This is a genomic window from Nitrosomonas eutropha (genome assembly GCF_003201195.1).
GTDB lineage: Bacteria > Pseudomonadota > Gammaproteobacteria > Burkholderiales > Nitrosomonadaceae > Nitrosomonas > Nitrosomonas eutropha.
Window position 1 is genome coordinate 17,217 of the sequence record NZ_QICQ01000014.1, and the last position, 19,240, is coordinate 36,456.

At 46.0% G+C, this 19,240-nt stretch carries 15 protein-coding genes; 6 read left to right on the plus strand and 9 right to left on the minus strand.

Features of this window, described 5'->3' with window-relative positions:
• The first annotated feature begins 32 nt into the window (after positions 1-32).
• The 5 genes from fabG to C8R14_RS06635 all read left to right on the plus strand — a co-directional run bounded on the left by fabG (position 33) and on the right by C8R14_RS06635 (position 6,331).
• A complete protein-coding gene (gene fabG, locus C8R14_RS06615) occupies positions 33-776 on the plus strand; it encodes a 3-oxoacyl-ACP reductase FabG (RefSeq protein WP_011633587.1) in 744 nt (247 codons plus the stop codon).
• 171 nt (positions 777-947) lie between these two features.
• Positions 948-1,187, plus strand: coding sequence for an acyl carrier protein (acpP, locus tag C8R14_RS06620; RefSeq protein WP_107818309.1), 240 nt, complete (start codon positions 948-950; stop codon positions 1,185-1,187).
• A gap of 34 nt (positions 1,188-1,221) precedes the next feature.
• Positions 1,222-2,463, plus strand: a complete 1,242-nt coding sequence (gene fabF, locus C8R14_RS06625) for a beta-ketoacyl-ACP synthase II (RefSeq protein WP_011633585.1) — start codon at positions 1,222-1,224, stop codon at positions 2,461-2,463.
• Between the two features lie 127 nt (positions 2,464-2,590).
• A complete protein-coding gene (gene mltG, locus C8R14_RS06630; RefSeq protein ID WP_011633584.1) occupies positions 2,591-3,607 on the plus strand; it encodes an endolytic transglycosylase MltG in 1,017 nt (338 codons plus the stop codon).
• Positions 3,608-3,715: 108 nt separating this feature from the next.
• Positions 3,716-6,331 (plus strand): glycosyltransferase family 39 protein, encoded by a 2,616-nt coding sequence (locus C8R14_RS06635; RefSeq protein ID WP_011633583.1) that lies wholly within the window; start codon positions 3,716-3,718, stop codon positions 6,329-6,331.
• Positions 6,332-6,337: 6 nt separating this feature from the next.
• Here C8R14_RS06635 and C8R14_RS06640 read toward each other — a convergent pair whose 3' ends face one another.
• From C8R14_RS06640 to C8R14_RS06665, 6 genes are all read right to left on the minus strand, one after another.
• The gene (locus C8R14_RS06640) at positions 6,338-7,150 is read right to left on the minus strand and encodes a ZIP family metal transporter (protein WP_011633582.1); all 813 of its coding nucleotides are present in this window, start codon (positions 7,148-7,150) and stop codon (positions 6,338-6,340) included.
• 187 nt (positions 7,151-7,337) lie between these two features.
• Positions 7,338-8,096, minus strand: coding sequence for a peptidoglycan editing factor PgeF (gene pgeF / locus C8R14_RS06645; protein WP_011633581.1), 759 nt, complete (start codon positions 8,094-8,096; stop codon positions 7,338-7,340).
• A 51-nt stretch (positions 8,097-8,147) separates the two neighbouring features.
• On the minus strand, positions 8,148-9,335 hold the full coding sequence (gene spt / locus C8R14_RS06650) for a serine palmitoyltransferase (protein WP_011633580.1): 1,188 nt from the start codon (positions 9,333-9,335) through the stop codon (positions 8,148-8,150).
• Positions 9,335-9,589 carry an acyl carrier protein gene (locus C8R14_RS06655; RefSeq protein WP_011633579.1) on the minus strand — a complete coding sequence of 85 codons (255 nt, stop codon included), beginning with the start codon at positions 9,587-9,589 and terminating at the stop codon, positions 9,335-9,337. The genes spt and C8R14_RS06655 overlap by 1 nt, the downstream gene beginning before the upstream one ends.
• Positions 9,590-9,700: 111 nt before the next feature.
• Positions 9,701-10,624, minus strand: coding sequence for an NAD-dependent epimerase/dehydratase family protein (locus tag C8R14_RS06660; RefSeq protein ID WP_011633578.1), 924 nt, complete (start codon positions 10,622-10,624; stop codon positions 9,701-9,703).
• 88 nt (positions 10,625-10,712) lie between these two features.
• Positions 10,713-12,539, minus strand: coding sequence for a fatty acyl-AMP ligase (locus C8R14_RS06665; protein WP_011633577.1), 1,827 nt, complete (start codon positions 12,537-12,539; stop codon positions 10,713-10,715).
• Between the two features lie 646 nt (positions 12,540-13,185).
• On the opposite strand from C8R14_RS06665, the gene C8R14_RS06670 reads away from it, so the two are divergent.
• Positions 13,186-14,157 (plus strand): L,D-transpeptidase family protein, encoded by a 972-nt coding sequence (locus tag C8R14_RS06670; RefSeq protein WP_011633576.1) that lies wholly within the window; start codon positions 13,186-13,188, stop codon positions 14,155-14,157.
• 14 nt (positions 14,158-14,171) lie between these two features.
• Here C8R14_RS06670 and greA read toward each other — a convergent pair whose 3' ends face one another.
• From greA to carA, 3 genes are all read right to left on the minus strand, one after another.
• Positions 14,172-14,648 (minus strand): transcription elongation factor GreA, encoded by a 477-nt coding sequence (gene greA / locus C8R14_RS06675; protein ID WP_011633575.1) that lies wholly within the window; start codon positions 14,646-14,648, stop codon positions 14,172-14,174.
• A 184-nt stretch (positions 14,649-14,832) separates the two neighbouring features.
• Entirely contained in the window at positions 14,833-18,030 is a 3,198-nt protein-coding gene (carB, locus tag C8R14_RS06680) for a carbamoyl-phosphate synthase large subunit (protein WP_011633574.1), read from the minus strand.
• A 25-nt stretch (positions 18,031-18,055) separates the two neighbouring features.
• Positions 18,056-19,207 carry a glutamine-hydrolyzing carbamoyl-phosphate synthase small subunit gene (gene carA / locus C8R14_RS06685; RefSeq protein ID WP_011633573.1) on the minus strand — a complete coding sequence of 384 codons (1,152 nt, stop codon included), beginning with the start codon at positions 19,205-19,207 and terminating at the stop codon, positions 18,056-18,058.
• Positions 19,208-19,240: the final 33 nt, after the last annotated feature.

Here is a 19,240-nt window from a genome sequence, read left to right on the forward strand (position 1 = left end):
ATAACCCTTCCATCAATTCATAAACTCTCGGAATGATACTGGAACATAAAATTACACTGGTAACAGGAGCGAGTCGCGGCATCGGTAAAGCTATCGCTCTGGAGCTGGGAAAGTACGGTGCAACTGTTATTGGCACTGCAACTTCCGAGAGCGGAGCTGACCATATCAATCAGTATCTGGGTGAGGCTCATGTATCAGGTATGGGTCTGGTTATGGATGTTAGCAATATCGAGCATATTAATAATGGTATTGAAACCATACAAAAATCGTTGGGTGATGTTGCAATACTGGTCAACAACGCCGGTATTACGCGTGACAACCTGCTTGCCCGCATGAAGGATGACGAATGGGATAGTGTCTTGCAGACCAACTTAAAATCCGTGTTTTGTTTAAGCCGCGCTGTCCTGCGCGCCATGATGAAAGCACGCAGTGGCCGCATTATTAATATCTCGTCAGTAGTCGGTACTACCGGGAATCCCGGGCAGACCAATTATGCAGCGGCCAAGGCTGGAATGATGGGCTTCAGCAAATCGCTTGCAAAAGAAATTGGTAGCAGAAACATTACCGTAAACTGTGTAGCCCCGGGGTTTATAGATACCGACATGACCCGTTCGCTCTCATCAGATCTGCAGCAATCACTCATCCAGCATATCCCTCTTGGGAGATTGGGTCGTCCGGAAGATGTTGCTGCGGCTGTTGTTTTCCTAGCCTCCCCAGCTGCAGACTATATTACTGGAGCCACACTACATGTAAACGGTGGAATGTATATGGAATGACCTGATTTCTGATATTTTTAGCAAACCCTTTCAAGATTATGGAACATTCATTATTTTTTTGTAGCAGTAAATGGCATCTGGCCTATATGACCGGGTAGATTTTGCCGGTTGTTTGAAATTTGTTAAACTTGCGAGAGTTTTTTACCTGATAAGGATGGGTATTCAATGGAAATTACTGAAATAGAACAGCGTATCAAGAAAATTGTAGCCGAGCAGCTAGGTGTTAACGAGTCAGAAGTTAAGAACGAATCCTCTTTCGTCAACGATCTGGGAGCGGATTCACTTGATACAGTTGAACTCGTCATGGCACTGGAAGAAGAATTTGAATGCGAAATTCCTGATGAACAAGCCGAAAAAATCAATACAGTTCAAGAGGCTATTGATTTCGTAGCTGCTAATACAACTCAGTAAGAATAATTTTTTTCAATGATTCAGCGGAGTCGTTTTGTCCAAGCGTAAAATAGCCATTACCGGGTTAGGCATTGTCTCACCTATCGGCAATACGGTTCCCGAAGCATGGGGAAACGTAATTGCCGGGAAATCCGGTATTACACAAATCACACATTTTGATACATCAGATTTTTCCTCAAAAATTGCTGGGGAGGTCAAAGAATTCGAGATAACAGAGTATCTCTCTGCCAAGGAAGCACGCCGTATGGATATTTTTATCCAGTACGGGATGGCAGCGGCTATTCAAGCTGTCAAGGATGCCGGAATCAGTGATGTAACTCGATTCGATGCTGAGCGTATCGGTGTTAATATCGGCTCCGGAATCGGTGGCCTGCCCATGATTGAAAATACCAACGCAGCCTATCATGCGGGTGGCCCCCGAAAAATCTCTCCCTTCTTTATCCCCAGCACCATTATCAACATGGTGGCCGGTAATTTATCCATCATGTTTGGGTATAAAGGGCCCAATCTTGCCATTGTTACTGCCTGCACCACCGCTACACACTGCATTGGCAGCTCTGCCAGAATGATTGAGCACGGTGACGCGGATATTATGATCTGTGGTGGTGCAGAATCATGCATAACTCCGCTGGCTGTTGGGGGATTTGCCTCCGCCCGCGCCCTGTCATCAAACAATGACGATCCGGCGACAGCAAGCCGGCCATGGGATCTCAAAAGAGACGGATTTGTCTTGGGAGAAGGTGCAGGCATCCTGGTTCTGGAAGAGATGGAACACGCCAAAAAACGTGGCGCAAAGATTTATGCGGAGCTGGCCGGATTCGGCATGAGTGCGGATGCTTATCATATGACAGCCCCCTGTGAAGATGGTGAAGGTGCCGCTCGCTGCATGAAGAACGCATTATCTGACGCGCAGTTGAATCTGGAAGATATCCACTATATCAATGCACACGGAACATCAACGCCTTTGGGCGACATTGCAGAAACAGTTGCAGTCAAACGTTGCTTTGGAGCACACGCCGGAAGCCTGGCAATCAGTTCCACTAAATCGATGACCGGGCATTTGCTGGGTGCGGCAGGAGGTGTGGAAGCAATTTTCTCTACTCTGGCCATTTTCCATCAGATTGCTCCACCCACCATTAATCTTGATGAGCCTGATCCCGAATGTGATCTGGATTATGTACCCAACACTGCCAGAGAAATGAAAATTGACACCGCGCTGTCAAACTCATTCGGATTTGGTGGAACTAACGGTACATTAGTCTTTCGAAAAACCTGAATATCATTTCCCGTGTTTCTGGGATGTGGTATTTGGGAATAATCGAAATACATATGAGAATAACTGATTATGCTTTCCGGGGAAATATCTGGCATGATCAGTTAACCGAATACCTGAGTGTACTGACATGCCTGAATCGACACGTTCACTACGACTTCTGAGTTTCGTTCTTTTAGTCATTCTGGTTGTCAGCACGCTATTTTCCATATGGTTCTACCGCCTGGTCACAACACCAGTAGAACTTCCAGTCATACCCTGCGAGTTTTCAATTGAACCCCGAGGTAGTCTGCGTAATATCGCTCAACAATTAACCGATGCGGATATTCTCCCTAATGCATGGTCTTTCATACTTCTTGCACACATGACAGGATATAACGCATCGCTCAAAGCGGGTGAATATGAGCTTACCCAAAATTTGTCACCACTGGATCTGCTGGAATACCTGACTCAGGGAAGAGTCAAGCAACATACGATTACTTTTCTTGAGGGATGGACTTTCTCGCAATTTAGAAAAGTACTGGATGAACACCCGGCTATCCATCATGTATCAAGCGAATTCAGCAATTTAAAACTACTGGAGCTAATCGGGGCAAAAGAACCAGGAGTCGAGGGCATTTTTTTTCCGGATACTTATTTTTTTACCAAAAACAGCAGCGATCTGACAATTCTGAAACGTGCCTACCATGCCATGCAGCGACACCTTGAAACAGAATGGATTTCAAGACAAAAATCACTCCCGTTGAAGAACCAGTATGAAGGCCTGATTCTTGCTTCGATCATAGAGAAAGAAACGGGAAGAGACAATGAGCGCGCCTGGATTGCAGGTGTGTTTGTCAATCGTTTACGCCACAACATGAAACTCCAGACTGATCCAACAGTAATTTATGGCATGGGAGATAAGTTCGGTGGGAATCTGCGCAAGATCGATCTGCAGACCGATCATGCATACAATACCTATACCCGGCCCGGCCTGCCCCCCACCCCCATTGCCATGCCGGGACTGGCTTCCATCCGGGCAGCTTTTAACCCTGCTATTACTGATAAGCTCTACTTTGTTGCCAAAGGTGACGGAACTTCGCACTTCTCATCTACGCTTGAAGAACATAACCGTGCTGTTCTGAAATACCAGAAAAATCGTCCATAGAATATCCTGATCCTGAATCAAGATGATCTTTCTCTAATACGTTGTCACCCCCCGGGAAGCCAACTCTAAACCCATGTCAACAGGCCCCGGGAATAACTTGAGCTTAACATGCAATTTTCACTCATTATTCCTACCCTGAACGAAGCTGGAAATATCGACCTCCTACTAACGAGTATTTTCTCTCATGATAACTTGGGAGATCAGTTTGAAGTCATTATCGTGGATGACAGTTCCACGGATGGCACTCCTGACAAAGTCAGAAAATGGCAAAACACTCATAACGTACATTTGATTGAAAGGCATGCACGGCCCGATCTAACTGCTTCTATTCTCGACGGAACAGCAGCCGCCAAGTATGAAGTCATTGCAGTCATGGATGCTGATTTGAGCCATCCGCCAGAACGATTGGCCTCACTGATCCAGCCGATTCTGGATGGCACTCACGACATAACGATCGGCAGTCGTTACATAGCTGGTGGCGATACTATCGGCTGGCCTTTCTATCGTCTCTGGCTGTCCCGGGCAGGGGGCTGGCTTGCACGCACTATTTGTGATGTAAATGACGCAACTTCGGGCTTCTTTGCTTTCCGAAAGGAGCTGATCAAAAATATTACAGAAAATGCTCGCGGCTATAAAATCCTACTGGAACTGCTGATGACAGGGCGTGAACAGCTGCGTGTAAAAGAAATCCCGATCCACTTTCACAATCGACTGCACGGAAGCTCCAAGCTCTCCCTTTCACATCATCTTACTTATCTGCAGCAACTCATTACACTGGCTGGTGGCACCGTCTCTTTCTACACAGCAAGCCGCTTTGCCATGGTTGGATTTTTAGGTGTCTTTGTCGATGTATTAATTTTTCAATGGATGACCGGGCAGGGTATCAGTCTGGCAACCGCACATATTTCCAGTTTCATCGCAGCAGCCAGCTTCAACTATGCTTTGAATACCAAATGGTCATTCCGGCTGCAGCATTCAGGACATTTACATTGGAGCCAGTTCTCTCGCTTTCTGATCGTTGGAATATTTGCAATGCTCCTGAGAGGAGCCGTTCTGGCCTGGCTGGTCTATACCTGGAACATATCAACTGAATGGGCTATTTTCCCTGCGATTATCGCGACAGCTATTGTAAATTACCTTGGATCTGCTTTTTACGTATTCCCACGAACCAAGCCCGCTGTTTCTACCGATACGCGATGGCGCATTGCTGCCGTAGGTATTGTCTGTTTCGTCATCCTGTTGCGCCTGGTTTACATGAGTGTGGCGCAGCTAATCCCCGATGAAGCTTATTACTGGCAATACGCACAACATATGGATTTGAGCTTTTTTGATCATCCGCCGATGGTGGCCTGGTTGATCTGGCTGGGAACCGCGCTGGCTGGCCAGAATGAATTTGGAGTAAGAATCGGCGCCTTCTTGTGCGGATTGATCGCAATGGCTTATTTATACGCCCTTGCACGCAACCTCTACGATAAATCTACCGCTATGCGCTCAGTATTGCTGCTTGCCATCGTACCTTTTGGCTTTGCAGCAGGACTGGCAATGACACCAGATGCACCACTGGTTGCTGCTTGGGCAGCCACACTTTACTACATGGAGCGAGCCTTGCTCGCAAATCAGAATCGAGCATGGCTCGGGGTAGGTATTGCTTTCGGTCTTGGGATTCTGTCCAAATACACACTTGGACTGCTTGGCATCGCTGCACTGGTTTTCGCTATCCTGGATCCAGTTGCGCGCCGCTGGCTCTTGCGCCCACATCCCTATGTAGCTGTATTAATTGCGCTGATATTGTTCAGCCCCGTGATCATCTGGAATATGGAAAATGACTGGGCTTCCTTCCTGTTTCAGACCAATAGAGTTGGCAAAACACACCACGAATTTGCAACGCCTAAGTTAATACTTCAAATTGCAATTATGCTTACGCCAGTTGGACTGGCCGCAGCGGTACTTGCATTGCGTTCAGTTTTTCTGAGCTACCCCCAGACAACCCGTAAATCTCTTTTCATTGGCGTATTCACTGGGGTTCCACTAATGGTCTTTCTGATAGCCAGTACCTTCGGTTCTTTGCGCTTCCACTGGACTGGTCCACTCTGGTTAGCGTTGATACCCACCATGGCCTGGATGATCGGACAAAAGAATATATTCAAGAATATCTCGGGATGGCTGAGCGCTGCCTGGCAGCCAATGATCACCGTGTCATTACTGACCTACGCCTTCATTTTGCATTATGTCACGCTGGGAATACCTGGACTCCCTTATCAATTTCTGAGCGAGCATTATTTCTGGAGGGAAACCACAGCAGAAGTCGAAAAAATTGCTGATGAAATCAGGCAAACAACAGGAGAAGCACCAATTGTGGTCGGCATGAGCAAATGGTCAATAGCCAGTGCGCTTGCGTTTTACAATAATAATCACCCTGCCCTTGATATCCGATCCCGCAATCTGTTTGGCGAACACGCGGCCATGTACAGTTTTTGGTACCCGTCCGAATCCCCTACTAACCGGTCCATTCTGCTGATTGGAATGAAACGGCAGGCATTAGAATCAGGCTCGGCCGAAGGAAATTTTGAAAGAATACTGATAAAACCTGGAAGTACGAATACTCGTGAAATCTATCGACATGATGGCGTTTTATTGCGTACTCTCTATTATCGTACTGCAGAAGGATATCGCGGCAATAATCTCACTCCATCATCAACATCTGCTTCTGTAGAAAACAGGTAGCCGCGCTTAGTGATTATGGCCAAAAAATAGCCCTATCAACCATATCGTACTGATCCCCAGAACGATAAGCGTGACCTGTTGAACAGTTGCACCGATCTCGGGACGCTTATGCAAGCTGGGAATCAGATCCGACATTGCTACATAAATCATGCTTGCTGCAGCAATAGCAAGTATTGGAGCAATCAGATGATCCAATTGATTCAGCATAAAATACCCCAGCAACCCTCCAAACACAGTTGCTGTGCTGGATAGCAGGTTAGACCAGAGTGCTCCCGCTCGTGTAAACCCTGAATTGAGCAAAATAATAAAATCCCCTGCTTCTTGTGGAATCTCATGTGCAGTAATCGCAATAGCCGTAACCATTCCCAATTGAATATCAGCCATAAAGGCTGTTGCAATCAGGATACCATCTACAAAATTATGAAAAGTGTCACCCAGTATAATCATCATGCCACTGCGGCCGTGATCGTGAACACCTACTACACCTCTGCCAGCTGTAGAAACTACCTGCGATGTGGGCTCATGTGCTTCACATTCTGATAAATGGCAATGGCGCCATAACAAAAGTTTTTCCAGAATAAAAAAAACAAGAATACCAAGTAACAAAATAAACGTCAGTTGTTTCGGTGTATCAGTGAGCTCCAATGCTTCAGGTAACGCATTCAGAAATGCCGCTCCAAGAAGCGCGCCGATAGCATATGAAATCAGTATATTGATCCATTTATCACTACGGACATTTAAAGCAAATAATGCTGCAAGTCCAATGCTCAGCAAACCACTTGCTACGCTGGCAAGCACAATCCAGGCTAACACCGACATAAATTATGTTTCCAGATGGGTCAGAAATATGCAGAACAGGCACACTATATCGCTCACGGATTATGTGCAATCGAGCATTAGTAAGGAAGAAAATTCGTCAAGATCTTTTAGGTAAATCCATGCTCAGGAACTGTAAAACAGGCGTGTTACTTCACATGCTCCCATCTTGGCGGGTATTAAACAAGAATTACTTATCAGGAAACTGCGTCATCCACAATAAACCAGCCATCCTTCCCGTTTTACCATCACGACGGTACGAATAAAACTTTTCAGGATTGCTGTACGTACACAAATTACCACCATAGATTTGGGAGACCCCGGCATGAGACAGCCTTTGGCGTGCCAGTTCAAAAAGATCTGCATACCATTTTCCTTTTTCTTTTCCTGGAAAAAATGCCCGCGCTGCCTGACAATCATACTCGGTAAATGTCGTTCGCACCTCGTCACCGACTTCAAAGTGCTGTGAACTGATTGCCGGACCAAGCCATGCGATTATTTGATCACTATGGCTGAATTCGCGTAATGCCTGAACTGTGTTTTCGATAATTCCCTTGGCCAACCCACGCCACCCGGCATGGGCAACGCCCACTACACTACCTGCCATGTCACACAATAATACCGGGAGACAATCCGCCACCAGAACTGCACATACCACTCCGGGATATCGGCTCATTGCAGCATCCCCCTCCAGCGCTTCACTATCAGAATCTACCCAAATTGCCCTGGAACCATGAACCTGGGTCAACCAGCGGGGATGATCGGGTAAATATTGACGCAACTGGTTTCGATTTAGTTGAACAACGTGTGGATTATCATCAACATGAACCGCCAGATTCAAGCCAGTGTAAGCTCTTTTTTCAGTCGTAACCCTCCCAACATTACGGGTGGTAAACATGGCGCGAACATTTGCGGGAGAAGGCCAGTCCGGTACAATCCTATCAATCATTAACCAAGAATTCTTGTCATTACAGGATCTAAATTTAGTAATCGCATCCACTCACTGCGTCACAGCTGGATACAGTTTAGAGAAGGTCTCACAAACCCGGCCAATTTGTTCAGCAGTATGCGCCGCATTAATGCTGCAACGTACCAATGATTTTCCTTCCGGAGCAGCAGGAGGCAACACCAAATTTACATAGATATCGTGCGCCATCAATCCGTTCCACAGGGTCAGCGCCTGTTTAGGGCTGTCAAGTAAAACGGCTACTATAGGTCCGGGCTCTGGGCCCAGACAATACCCAGTTTCTTTAAGGCAGGAATAAAGCTGGTGAGCATTCCTCCATAGCTGTTCACGTAATGAATACCCATCACGCAACAACTTCAAAGCAGCACGTGTGGAAGCAATTGTTGCTGGGGAAGGGGAAGCTGTAAATATGTACGGATGGCTTATATACCGAAGCTGATTAAGCTGGGGATGATTACTGACGCAAAAGCCGCCGATACCACACAGACTTTTACTAAAAGTTCCAGTTATAAAATCAACTTCGTCAATCATCCTGGCTTTTTCTACCAACCCCTGCCCGGTTTCTCCAAGAACACCGAGTGAATGCGCCTCATCAAGTAGCAGAGTGCTCTGGTAGACATTTTTCAATTTCACGATCTCAGCCAGAGGAGCCTGATCACCCAGCATGCTGTAAATACCCTCAATAACGATCAGTGTATTACGGCTGCGATCACCCAGCCTGCGAAGGCGTTTCTCAAGATCGACTACATCATTATGGCGAAAACGGATAACATCCGCTCCACTTAGAATACATCCATCATAGATACTGGCATGTGCATCCCCATCAATCAGCACAACATCACCAACCCCCGCCAACCCAGAAATAGTTCCCAGATTAGCTTGATAGCCTGTTGTAAAAACAATACATTCGCGGCAGTGATAAAACTCTGCCAACTCGCGTTCCAGCGCCCGATGCCCGTAATAATTACCATTGGCCATACGTGAACCGGTGGTACCAGTACCTTCCCGATCAATAGCCTTATGAGCAGCCTCTCTGCATTCAGAAGAAAAGCTGAGCCCAAGATAGTTGTTCGTACCCAGCATTAATACTCGACGCTCCCCGATTCTGGCTTCCGTCGCAGAGTAGGATTCATCTATGGGGATACCAAAAGCAGCGAGCCCCTCGGGTAATTGTGCTTTCCTTGCTGCTGCAGCTGCATCAAGTTTTTCCAGCAGATTCATTATGATGATGATTTAATTTTATAAATCAGATTGGCAAGATCCTGAACCGTCAGGACATCCACAAGTGCATTCAACGGAACTGAGATATCGAACTGATCTTCAATTTCCATTATGAGATTCAACAGTTTGACTGAATCAATCGCAAGATGTGTAATGAGATTAGTTTCTGGAGATATCTCTGCTTCAACATCTGTAAAACAAGCCAGACGCTGACAAAGCAGTCCAGTAATTTGTGTTTGGGTTATTTTAGACATGAGATCAATCTCGGAACAGTGTATATGAACAAATTTATTTCCGGATCGAGAAACATGAAAGTCGCGTATTGTCGCATGAAGTATTTTCGAATGCTTCAGGAATAAATATTGTTACATTTTGACAAGTGATGGCAAGGCTGTTTGTAACTTGATTGTCGGATGCCAACCAACTAGCTCTTTCCTCAGGAAAGAAATATCACAGGTCCAGTCAGAATGCTGAAGTTCCATCACCTTTCCTGGTGTCAGCATTGGAGCGTAATTCAAAAGATGAGCCAACCACAAATTAAAACGAGCCAACATACATATACTGCTTGCCGGTATCTGGAAACAACGTACCGGCTTCCCTAGAACTTGCTGTGCAATCATGGCTATCGATGTATAGTTGTACCCATCTGATGTGCCGTCATCAATTGCATAAATACCGCCCACGGGACGGGTTGTCTCAAGCCAGCAATAAATAGCAGCAACCAAATCATCAACATGTATCAAGCCGAAACGATTATCCGGATTTCCAGGAACAGGGAGTATACCGTATCGCATAGATCGAAAAAAAGGTAGCATCGCTTTGTCACCAGGGCCGTAAACTGCAGCTGGCCTGTATATAACAGATGCTAACCGTCCAGAAAATCTCGGGATTTGTTCTTCGGCCTCAAATTTGCTTCGTGCATACCAGGAAAGAAGTGGTTCACGCGCTGCCAGAGAAGAAATGTGTAAAAATCTTGAGCAAGAAGTTGAGTCAGAAGCTACCCGTAATATATTTCTCGTTCCAATTACATTGGTCTGGTAGAAATCATCCCAAGATTTTCCTTTGACTACACCGGCACAATGTATAACAGCTTCAGCGCCAGAAACAAGGTCACGCAACGCATTATTACAACCAAGATCTCCAGAAATCCACTCTATGAATGGACTATCTTTTTGTGAAGATATACATCTTGCCAATGCACGGATTTTCCATCCAGATTCAGCCAACTTAGCAATAAGTATGCGGCCAATAAATCCTGTAGCACCTGTTACTGCAACAGTTCTAACCATAAAGTACTACCGGATGCGAGAAGAAATCTTTTGACTCCTTCCCCTAAAGAAATAAGCAGATTTTACTGATGAAGGATTAGCTATTCTATTAGCCGACTGTATAACTGGTAGCAGCAGGTTGTTCCATATTTGTACGCCGCAAAAACCCCTGTCGTGCCGCAAAGCGCGATAATTTTCCTGAAGATGTCCGTGGCAAAGTATGTGGGGGCACCAGCTCAACCAAACAACTTACCCCAAATGCCATATATACCATCTGCTGAAGCCTGTTAATGAGTGCTTGTCGATCTACTGCTGAAGCCAGCCTGCATTCCACAACCAAAACGACTGACGTCGAGCCATTTTCATCGCTGATTCCAAAAGCAGAAGCTTCACGGGTTCTGACTTCTGGCTGCTGTTCAGCCAGCTCTTCCACATCCTGCGCTCGAATATTTCTACCATTAACAATAATGACATCTGTTCGTCTCCCTGTGATATATAAATCACCTTCAAACAGAAAACCAATATCTCCAGTATCTAACCATCCATCTGATCTGATCGCTCTGGCAGTCTCTTCTGCGTTGTTAAAGTAGCCATTCATCACACTTTCCCCTTTAACTAGAATACTACCCACCATCAAATGGGGTACTTCCTGATCAGTGTCATCGACAACTCTGATTTCATGGCCTGGCAACGGACGTCCGCAATTCACAAACTCATTAAATTTCCTGCCATCTGCCTGAACTCTTACTGCTATCTTTTTTTCGATCAAAGTCTTGGCATCTACACGTAAACTTTTCACCCCCTGATTGATATCAGGGAAAGACACAGCCAAAGTAGATTCAGCCAGACCATAACAAGGCAAGAAAGCATCTTCATTAAATCCCGCTGCTGAAAACTTGGCTGAAAAACTTTTCAATGTATCGAGCCGGATCATCTCAGCCCCAACACCAGCGGCACGCCAGCAACTTAAGTCCAGATCCATTAAATCAGAATCGCGTGCGCGCAAAGTGCATAACTTGAGACCAAAAGGCTGACTAAAGGCAATAGTACAGCGATTACGACTGATCAATTTAAGCCATTGCAAAGGACGAACAGCGAAATCCCGGGTTGCCAAATAATCAACGGATAACTGGGCAGCCAAAGGAGCCAACACCAAGCCAACCAAACCCATATCATGGTAAAAAGGCAGCCACGAAGCGCATCGATCACCGGGTCTCACATCAAGACCATTGCAAACGATACCACGCAGATTAGTCATTAAAGCCCGCTCAGTAATAACTACTCCTCTCGGCAAACGAGTACTGCCGGAAGTAAATTGCAGATAAGCCGTTTCATCCGGGGTATTTGGAGAAAGCGCCACATCAGCTTCAGGTAGTAGATTCAATTGCTCAGGTGTGCCACTCCATTTGAGTTCACTGCTTCCCAGACTCTCAACTACCTCATTGAGAAACTCAATAAAATCAAGATTAGCTATTGCAACGCTTGCCCCACTGCCCCCAAGCATCCCTTTTAACTGCTGTACATAAATCGCACGGCTACCAAGATTAACGGGCACCGGCATGGCAAATGGAACAAGGCCCGCAAACCGGCAGGCAAAAAACAGCTCAACAAACTCCGGAGTAGTATCAGCGATCAGAGCAACGCGGCTGTTGCGTGCCAGCCCAAGGCCAGACAGCCGTCTTGCAATTATTTTTGCATTAGCGCATAAATTTTTATATGTAAGTACAGACTTGAGATTACCTTTTGCGTCATAGAAGTTATGTCCAGTTTCTCCTTGTGCTGCGTACTCAAGCGACTCCACCAATGTTGTAAAATCAGCTCTTCTCTGGCTCAACAAATTAATTGTGGGCGTTGCCGAAACAACACCTGCTTCGGAAGATAGGGAATTACCTTCTTGCGCCGGCAGAACATCCAATTTGGCTATTATCGAACTCAAAATCTTCCCCTAGAAATATTTTATGGCCAATTTGCTGAATAGATCGAATGCGCACACTAAAGAATTAATTAATTTAGCCAAGATAATCAAAAGCCTATCTTGCTCCACGCACCGTATTCACTTCATGATATGTATGGGCTGCGAGCTTATAGAAGCGCTGTTTAACTGTCAAGACAACACCGAATTTAGTGTTGTTTTATAGCAACAGTCACTTCCAAAATAAACGTTTACGCAGCATGCTTACTTGGTTCATCTATATGGTCACACTGGTCACACACTGCGTTCTGTGGAATGGGATGACTGCTGCAACGAAGGCAATAAATTCATATTCATAACCAGCGCAATATCACGGATCCATCCATGGAGTCCATTCCTCACGAATTTTTCTGTAATGTCTTGCAAAGGGCTTGATTAAAAACTCCTTCAGTAGTTAGATTTACCGCGATTCATCAACGTTAAACAGATACATCTGTACATACTCATTTGTAGTATTCTCGCGAATATCATATAGACGATGTCATAAATTTTTATAACTAATCTGATGCTTCTAAATATTCGGCCAGTATAGGTAAAATAACCAACCTGCTATTCAAACGGAAATAAACTTAATGATGCTATCACCCTCAGGCAAACAACACGATATAAAATGAAACAACAAAATATACAGACACTTAGAATCAGCTTATTGCTACTGTTCATGATGTTGTCACTCATGCCTTGTGTTTATGCTGGCAGCTGGGTACGCCCACCCGATGACATAGACATTCTTGGGCAAATTCAGACAGTCACAGCCAGTCGCTCTGAAACTCTACTCGATGTGGCGCGCCGTTATGACATTGGCCAAGATGAAATGATGCTGGCCAACCCCAATGTAAATCGCTGGCTGCCTGAAGAAGGGGCAAAAGTTATTTTGCCACTGCGCTTTATCATTCCTCAGGCTGAACGTACCGGACTTGTAATAAATCTACCAGAAATGCGGCTTTATTATTTCCCCAAACCAATAAAAGGGCAGAAACCAGAGATTATTACTCATCCTGTCAGTATTGGCAGGATGGATTGGAACACACCGCTGGGCAAAACCACTATCGTCAGAAAACAAAAAGACCCTACATGGACCCCCCCCCAATCACTCCGGAAAGAAGCAATAGAGGAAGGCAGACCTCCGTTATTGGATGTCGTTCCAGCCGGACCGGACAACCCTCTCGGGAAATATGCACTCTATCTGGGCTTGCCTGGATACCTCATCCACGGCACCAACAAGCCGCTTGGTGTAGGGATGCGTGTCACACATGGCTGCATGCGTCTATATCCGGAAGATATCGAGGAACTGTTTAATCTTATTCCTACAGGCACGCCGGTACAAATAGTCAATCAGCCTATCAAACTGGGATGGCAGGGTGATCTCTTATACATCGAGCTTCACCCACCACTGGAGGAAGAAAATATTACACCTCTCGACTTTGAACAGGAAATCCATCGCACAATTTTGGAATTCTTTGAAAGAACATCGAAGGATACTGACGGTAGAATGACACGGAATATCAAAATCGACCAACAAGCTCTGGAGTCAGCAATTCAAGCCAGAGATGGTATACCCACTTTAATTTCTGAAGATTAACAAGAGACTGATACTCAAATATATTTAACATCCAATATTTCATATTCCCGGATACCACCAGGAGCTTGAACTTCAGCCACATCTCCCGCATATTTACCAATTAATGCCCGCGCAATAGGAGAGCTGATAGAGATTTTGCCTTCCTTAATATCAGCTTCATCATCTCCCACAACCTGATAGGTAACTGCTGTATTAGTATCCAGATCCACGAGATCAACAGTTGCGCCAAATACACATGCACCATCTGCATTCAATGCCGCAGGATTAATAATCTGAGCATTAGATAGCTTACTTTCCAACTCCGCAATACGTCCTTCTATGAATCCCTGCTTTTCTTTTGCAGCATCATATTCAGCATTCTCGGACAAATCTCCATGGGAACGAGCTTCTGCAATAGCAGCAATTATTGCAGGACGATGAACAGTCTTCATTTCATGCAACTCAGCACGCAACTTCTCTGCACCAGATTGCGTAATTGGAATAGCATTCATAACTTAATTTCTCTTTCTATGAAAAACAATAAAAAACAGAATCTGTTGAATCTGTTAAATAATAACGAATCATTTTAATGTTACAAATTATGAATTCATAGCCACATCTGATTGAAGAAGCAAGGGATTAATTTCCAGAAATAGCTTTAAGCAGGAATTCATAAAACTTGAAGAGTATTGTTGCCTAGGAGACAAGATTTTGCAAACGATAAACCCGCAACTCCTGGCAATTTGCCATGCCTGTACAGGCGGCACGCGCACCAGCTACCGTTGTGTAATAAGTCGTTCTGGCCTGTAAAGCGGCACGCCGAATCGAATATGAGTCACGCACAGCACTCCTCTTATTGGAGACTGTATTGAGGATCAGAGAGATTTCATCATTCTTGATCATATCTACAATATGCGGCCGGCCCTCAGCCACTTTATTGACAGTCACAACTGGCAATCCAGCCTGAGATAGGCTGTATGCCGTACCTTTCGTAGCATAAAGCGAAAATCCCAGTTTGATCAATCTCGCAGCGATCGAAACAACCTCCGGCTTGTCACCATCCCTGACACTGATAAACACATTGCCTGAAACAGGTAATTGAACACCTGCTGCAAGTTGTGATTTGAAAAATGCTTCTGCAAAGGTTTTACCGATTCCCATTACCTCACCAGTCGATTTCATCTCCGGCCCAAGTATGGTATCGACTCCTGAAAACTTAGCAAATGGGAAAACAGCCTCTTTTACTGAAAAATGGGCTAGGTGGACTTCTCTGGTAATACCCTGATCAGCCAATGTTCTTCCCGCCATACAACGGGCCGCAATTTTAGCCAGCTGCAAACCGGTCGCTTTAGAAACAAAGGGAACTGTGCGCGATGCTCTGGGGTTAACTTCCAGTACATATACAACATTATCCTGTATGGCGAACTGTATGTTCATCAGCCCTCTGACATTCAGCGCACGTGCCATGGCCCCGGTTTGCCTACGCAACTCATCTTGCAAAGAAGTGGAAAGACTAAAAGGAGGTAACGAACAGGCAGAGTCGCCAGAATGAACGCCAGCCTGCTCAATATGTTCCATAATCCCGCCTACCAGAACGGTTTCTCCGTCAAAAATCGCATCAACATCCACCTCAATCGCATTGTTAAGATAATGATCCAACAGCACGGGTGAATCATTGGATACCTTCACGGCTTCCTGCATATAACGCTCCAGATCACGCGCCTCATGCACAATTTCCATAGCGCGTCCGCCCAATACATAGCTTGGTCTGACGACAAGTGGATAACCGATATTATCCGCTGCTGCCAAAGCTGTTTCTGGAGTACGCGCGGTAAAATTAGGAGGTTGCTTAAGCCCCAAACCCTGCAGCATCGCCTGGAATCGCTCACGATCCTCGGCACAGTCAATCATATCCGGGCTTGTACCAATAATAGGCACTTCATTTTCTTCCAGCTCACGCGCCAGCTTCAGCGGAGTCTGACCGCCATATTGCACAATGACACCAACCGGTTTTTCTACTGCGACAATTTCCAGCACATCTTCAAGCGTAAGGGGCTCAAAATACAGCCGATCCGAAACATCATAATCCGTTGAAACGGTTTCCGGATTACAGTTAATCATGATTGTTTCATACTGGTCTTCACGCAATGCCAAGGCTGCGTGTACACAACAATAATCAAATTCAATACCCTGACCGATACGATTCGGCCCACCGCCCAGTACCATGATTTTCTTTTTATCAGATGGGCGAGATTCGCACTCTTCCTCATAGGTTGAGTACATGTAGGCTGTCTGCGTATCAAATTCGGCTGCACAAGTATCTACTCGCTTGTAGACCGGGCGCAAGTCCAGCTGATGTCGTCTGGCACGCACCTTGCTTTGGCTTGTATCAAGCAGCACCGCCAAACGCCGATCCGAGAAGCCACTGCGCTTCAATTGGCGCAGTTCGCTCCGGTCTAGCGTAGCCAGCTGCCTGCCCGTAAGTGCTTGCTCTTGCCTTACCAGATCCTCAATCTGCACCAGAAACCAGGGGTCAATTCGGGTAAGCGCATGAACCTCATCAAAAGGAACATTGCAACGGAAGGCATCAGCAACATACCATAACCGTTCTGGCCCCGGGTGGCCCAATTCAGCTTTAATGATCTCGGTATCTGCAGTTTTTTCATCCAATCCATCCACACCGGTTTCTAATCCGCGCAATGCCTTCTGTAGTGACTCCTGAAAAGTGCGGCCAATCGCCATGACCTCACCTACTGATTTCATTTGTGTCGTCAGACGATCATTCGCCTGTGGAAACTTCTCGAACGCAAAACGCGGCACCTTGGTTACCACATAATCAATAGTCGGCTCAAACGAGGCCGGAATAACACCATCTGCTATATCGTTACCCAGCTCATTAAGTGTATAACCAACCGCCAATTTGGCTGCAACCTTGGCAATAGGAAAACCCGTCGCTTTCGAAGCCAGCGCAGATGAACGTGATACCCGTGGATTCATTTCGATCACAAGCATGTTTCCATTTTCAGGATTAATGGCAAACTGGACGTTGGAACCACCCGTTTCCACTCCGATCTCCCTAAGCACCGCAATGGAAGCATCACGCATGCGCTGATATTCTTTGTCTGTCAGTGTCTGGGCAGGTGCAACAGTGATCGAATCGCCCGTATGAACACCCATAGGATCAACATTCTCGATGGCGCAGACAATGATGCAGTTATCCTGTTTATCACGGATAACTTCCATTTCAAATTCTTTCCAGCCGATAACAGATTCTTCGATCAACAATTCCCGTGTGGGTGAAGCCTCCAGGCCACGCTCACAGATCTCTACAAATTCTTCCCGATTATAGGCAATACCGCCACCACTCCCCCCTAACGTAAAAGAAGGTCGGATAATTACCGGGTAACCAATCACTGCTTGCGCCCGCATGGCTTCTTCCATACTGTGCGCCATAGCAGAACGCGCCGATTGCAACCCTATCCGCGTCATCGCCTGCTTAAATTTCTCACGATCCTCCGCCATATCAATGGCTTCACGAGAAGCGCCAATAAGTACCACACCGTATTTTTCCAGTACGCCATGTCGAACCAGGTCCAAAGCACAATTAAGTGCAGTTTGCCCACCCATAGTCGGCAGTAATGCATCCGGTCGTTCTATCTCGATTACCTTTTCTACTACCTGCCAAGTAATCGGTTCTATATAGGTAGCATCGGTCAACTCCGGATCAGTCATGATCGTCGCCGGATTGGAATTGATCAGAATGACACGATAACCTTCTTCTCGTAATGCCCGGCAGGCCTGCACACCAGAATAGTCAAATTCACATGCCTGACCGATAACAATCGGCCCGGCACCAATAATGAGGATGGATTTCAGATCGGTACGCTTAGGCATTTAAGTAGAAGATTGTTCTGATGACTTAGGCTGGTTGCTTGTTTTCCGCCATCCGACTGACGAAACGACTGAATAAATAATCAACATCCTGAGGACCTGGACTTGCTTCAGGATGTCCTTGGAAACAGAAAACAGGATGATCTGTCAGTTCGAAACCCTGAAGACTCCCGTCGAACAATGAATGATGAGTAACGCGTGCATTAGCAGGTAAGGTGTCGGTAGCGACTGCAAACCCGTGATTCTGGCTGGTAATCATCACCCGATTGCTATCAACATCCAACACCGGGTGATTAGCACCATGATGACCAAATCGCATCTTGATCGTTTTGGCACCAATCGCTAAAGCAACCAGCTGATGGCCCAGACAAATTCCAAATACAGGAACTCCACTTTCCAGCAATGCACGTGTAGTAGCAATCGCATAACCACAGGCTTCCGGATCACCCGGGCCATTGGAAAGCACTACTCCATCAGGTTTGGCAGCAAGAATCTCCTCAATCCGCGTTTGAGCAGGATAGACAATAACGTGACAACCTCGCTCAACTAGTTTACGCAAAATCGTACGCTTGACACCAAAATCCAACACAACAACCCGGTATTGACGCTCACTTACAGTCTGATAGCCTGTTTTCGGATCCCATTCCCCTTCACTGAATTCCCATGATTGGTTACAGCTAACCACGCGCGCCAGATCCATTCCAGTCAGACCGGGAAAAGTCCGTGCTTGTTGTAAAGCCTCGATTTCATCGATATGACCAGCCATGATGCAACCTGCCTGAGCACCTTTGATTCTTAAAATACGTGTGAGCTTACGAGTATCGATCTCGGCAATCGCTGGAACATTATGCTGCTTGAGAAAATCTGGCAATAATTGGCGACTGCGCCAACTGCTGGCAATGAGCGGCAAATCTCGAATCACCAACCCTGCCACATGAATGACTTTGGAATCTATCGTAGATTCAATATCTTCGTCATTAACACCGGTATTGCCAATATGCGGATAAGTCAGTGTAACAATCTGACGGCAGTAAGACGGATCGGTAAGAATTTCCTGGTAGCCGGTCATAGCCGTATTGAAGGCCACTTCCCCGGTAGCCACACCTTCGGCACCAATTGAGTCCCCATGAAAAGCAGTACCATCAGCCAAAACGAGTACAGCGCGCGGACGGTTAGACACAGGACTCCCCAATGATTTGTAGCAAAACGCAGA

Bases quoted from the DNA above. Each gene is read 5' to 3' on its own strand.
- carB (WP_011633574.1), bottom strand. From the start codon at position 18,030: ATGCCTAAGCGTACCGATCTGAAATCCATCCTCATTATTGGTGCCGGG.
- C8R14_RS06655 (WP_011633579.1), bottom strand. From the start codon at position 9,589: ATGTCTAAAATAACCCAAACACAAATTACTGGACTGCTTTGTCAGCGT.
- greA (WP_011633575.1), bottom strand. From the start codon at position 14,648: ATGAATGCTATTCCAATTACGCAATCTGGTGCAGAGAAGTTGCGTGCT.
- C8R14_RS06670 (WP_011633576.1), top strand. From the start codon at position 13,186: ATGAAACAACAAAATATACAGACACTTAGAATCAGCTTATTGCTACTG.
- C8R14_RS06635 (WP_011633583.1), top strand. From the start codon at position 3,716: ATGCAATTTTCACTCATTATTCCTACCCTGAACGAAGCTGGAAATATC.
- C8R14_RS06660 (WP_011633578.1), bottom strand. From the start codon at position 10,624: ATGGTTAGAACTGTTGCAGTAACAGGTGCTACAGGATTTATTGGCCGC.
- pgeF (WP_011633581.1), bottom strand. From the start codon at position 8,096: ATGATTGATAGGATTGTACCGGACTGGCCTTCTCCCGCAAATGTTCGC.
- fabG (WP_011633587.1), top strand. From the start codon at position 33: ATGATACTGGAACATAAAATTACACTGGTAACAGGAGCGAGTCGCGGC.
- mltG (WP_011633584.1), top strand. From the start codon at position 2,591: ATGCCTGAATCGACACGTTCACTACGACTTCTGAGTTTCGTTCTTTTA.
- C8R14_RS06640 (WP_011633582.1), bottom strand. From the start codon at position 7,150: ATGTCGGTGTTAGCCTGGATTGTGCTTGCCAGCGTAGCAAGTGGTTTG.
- spt (WP_011633580.1), bottom strand. From the start codon at position 9,335: ATGAATCTGCTGGAAAAACTTGATGCAGCTGCAGCAGCAAGGAAAGCA.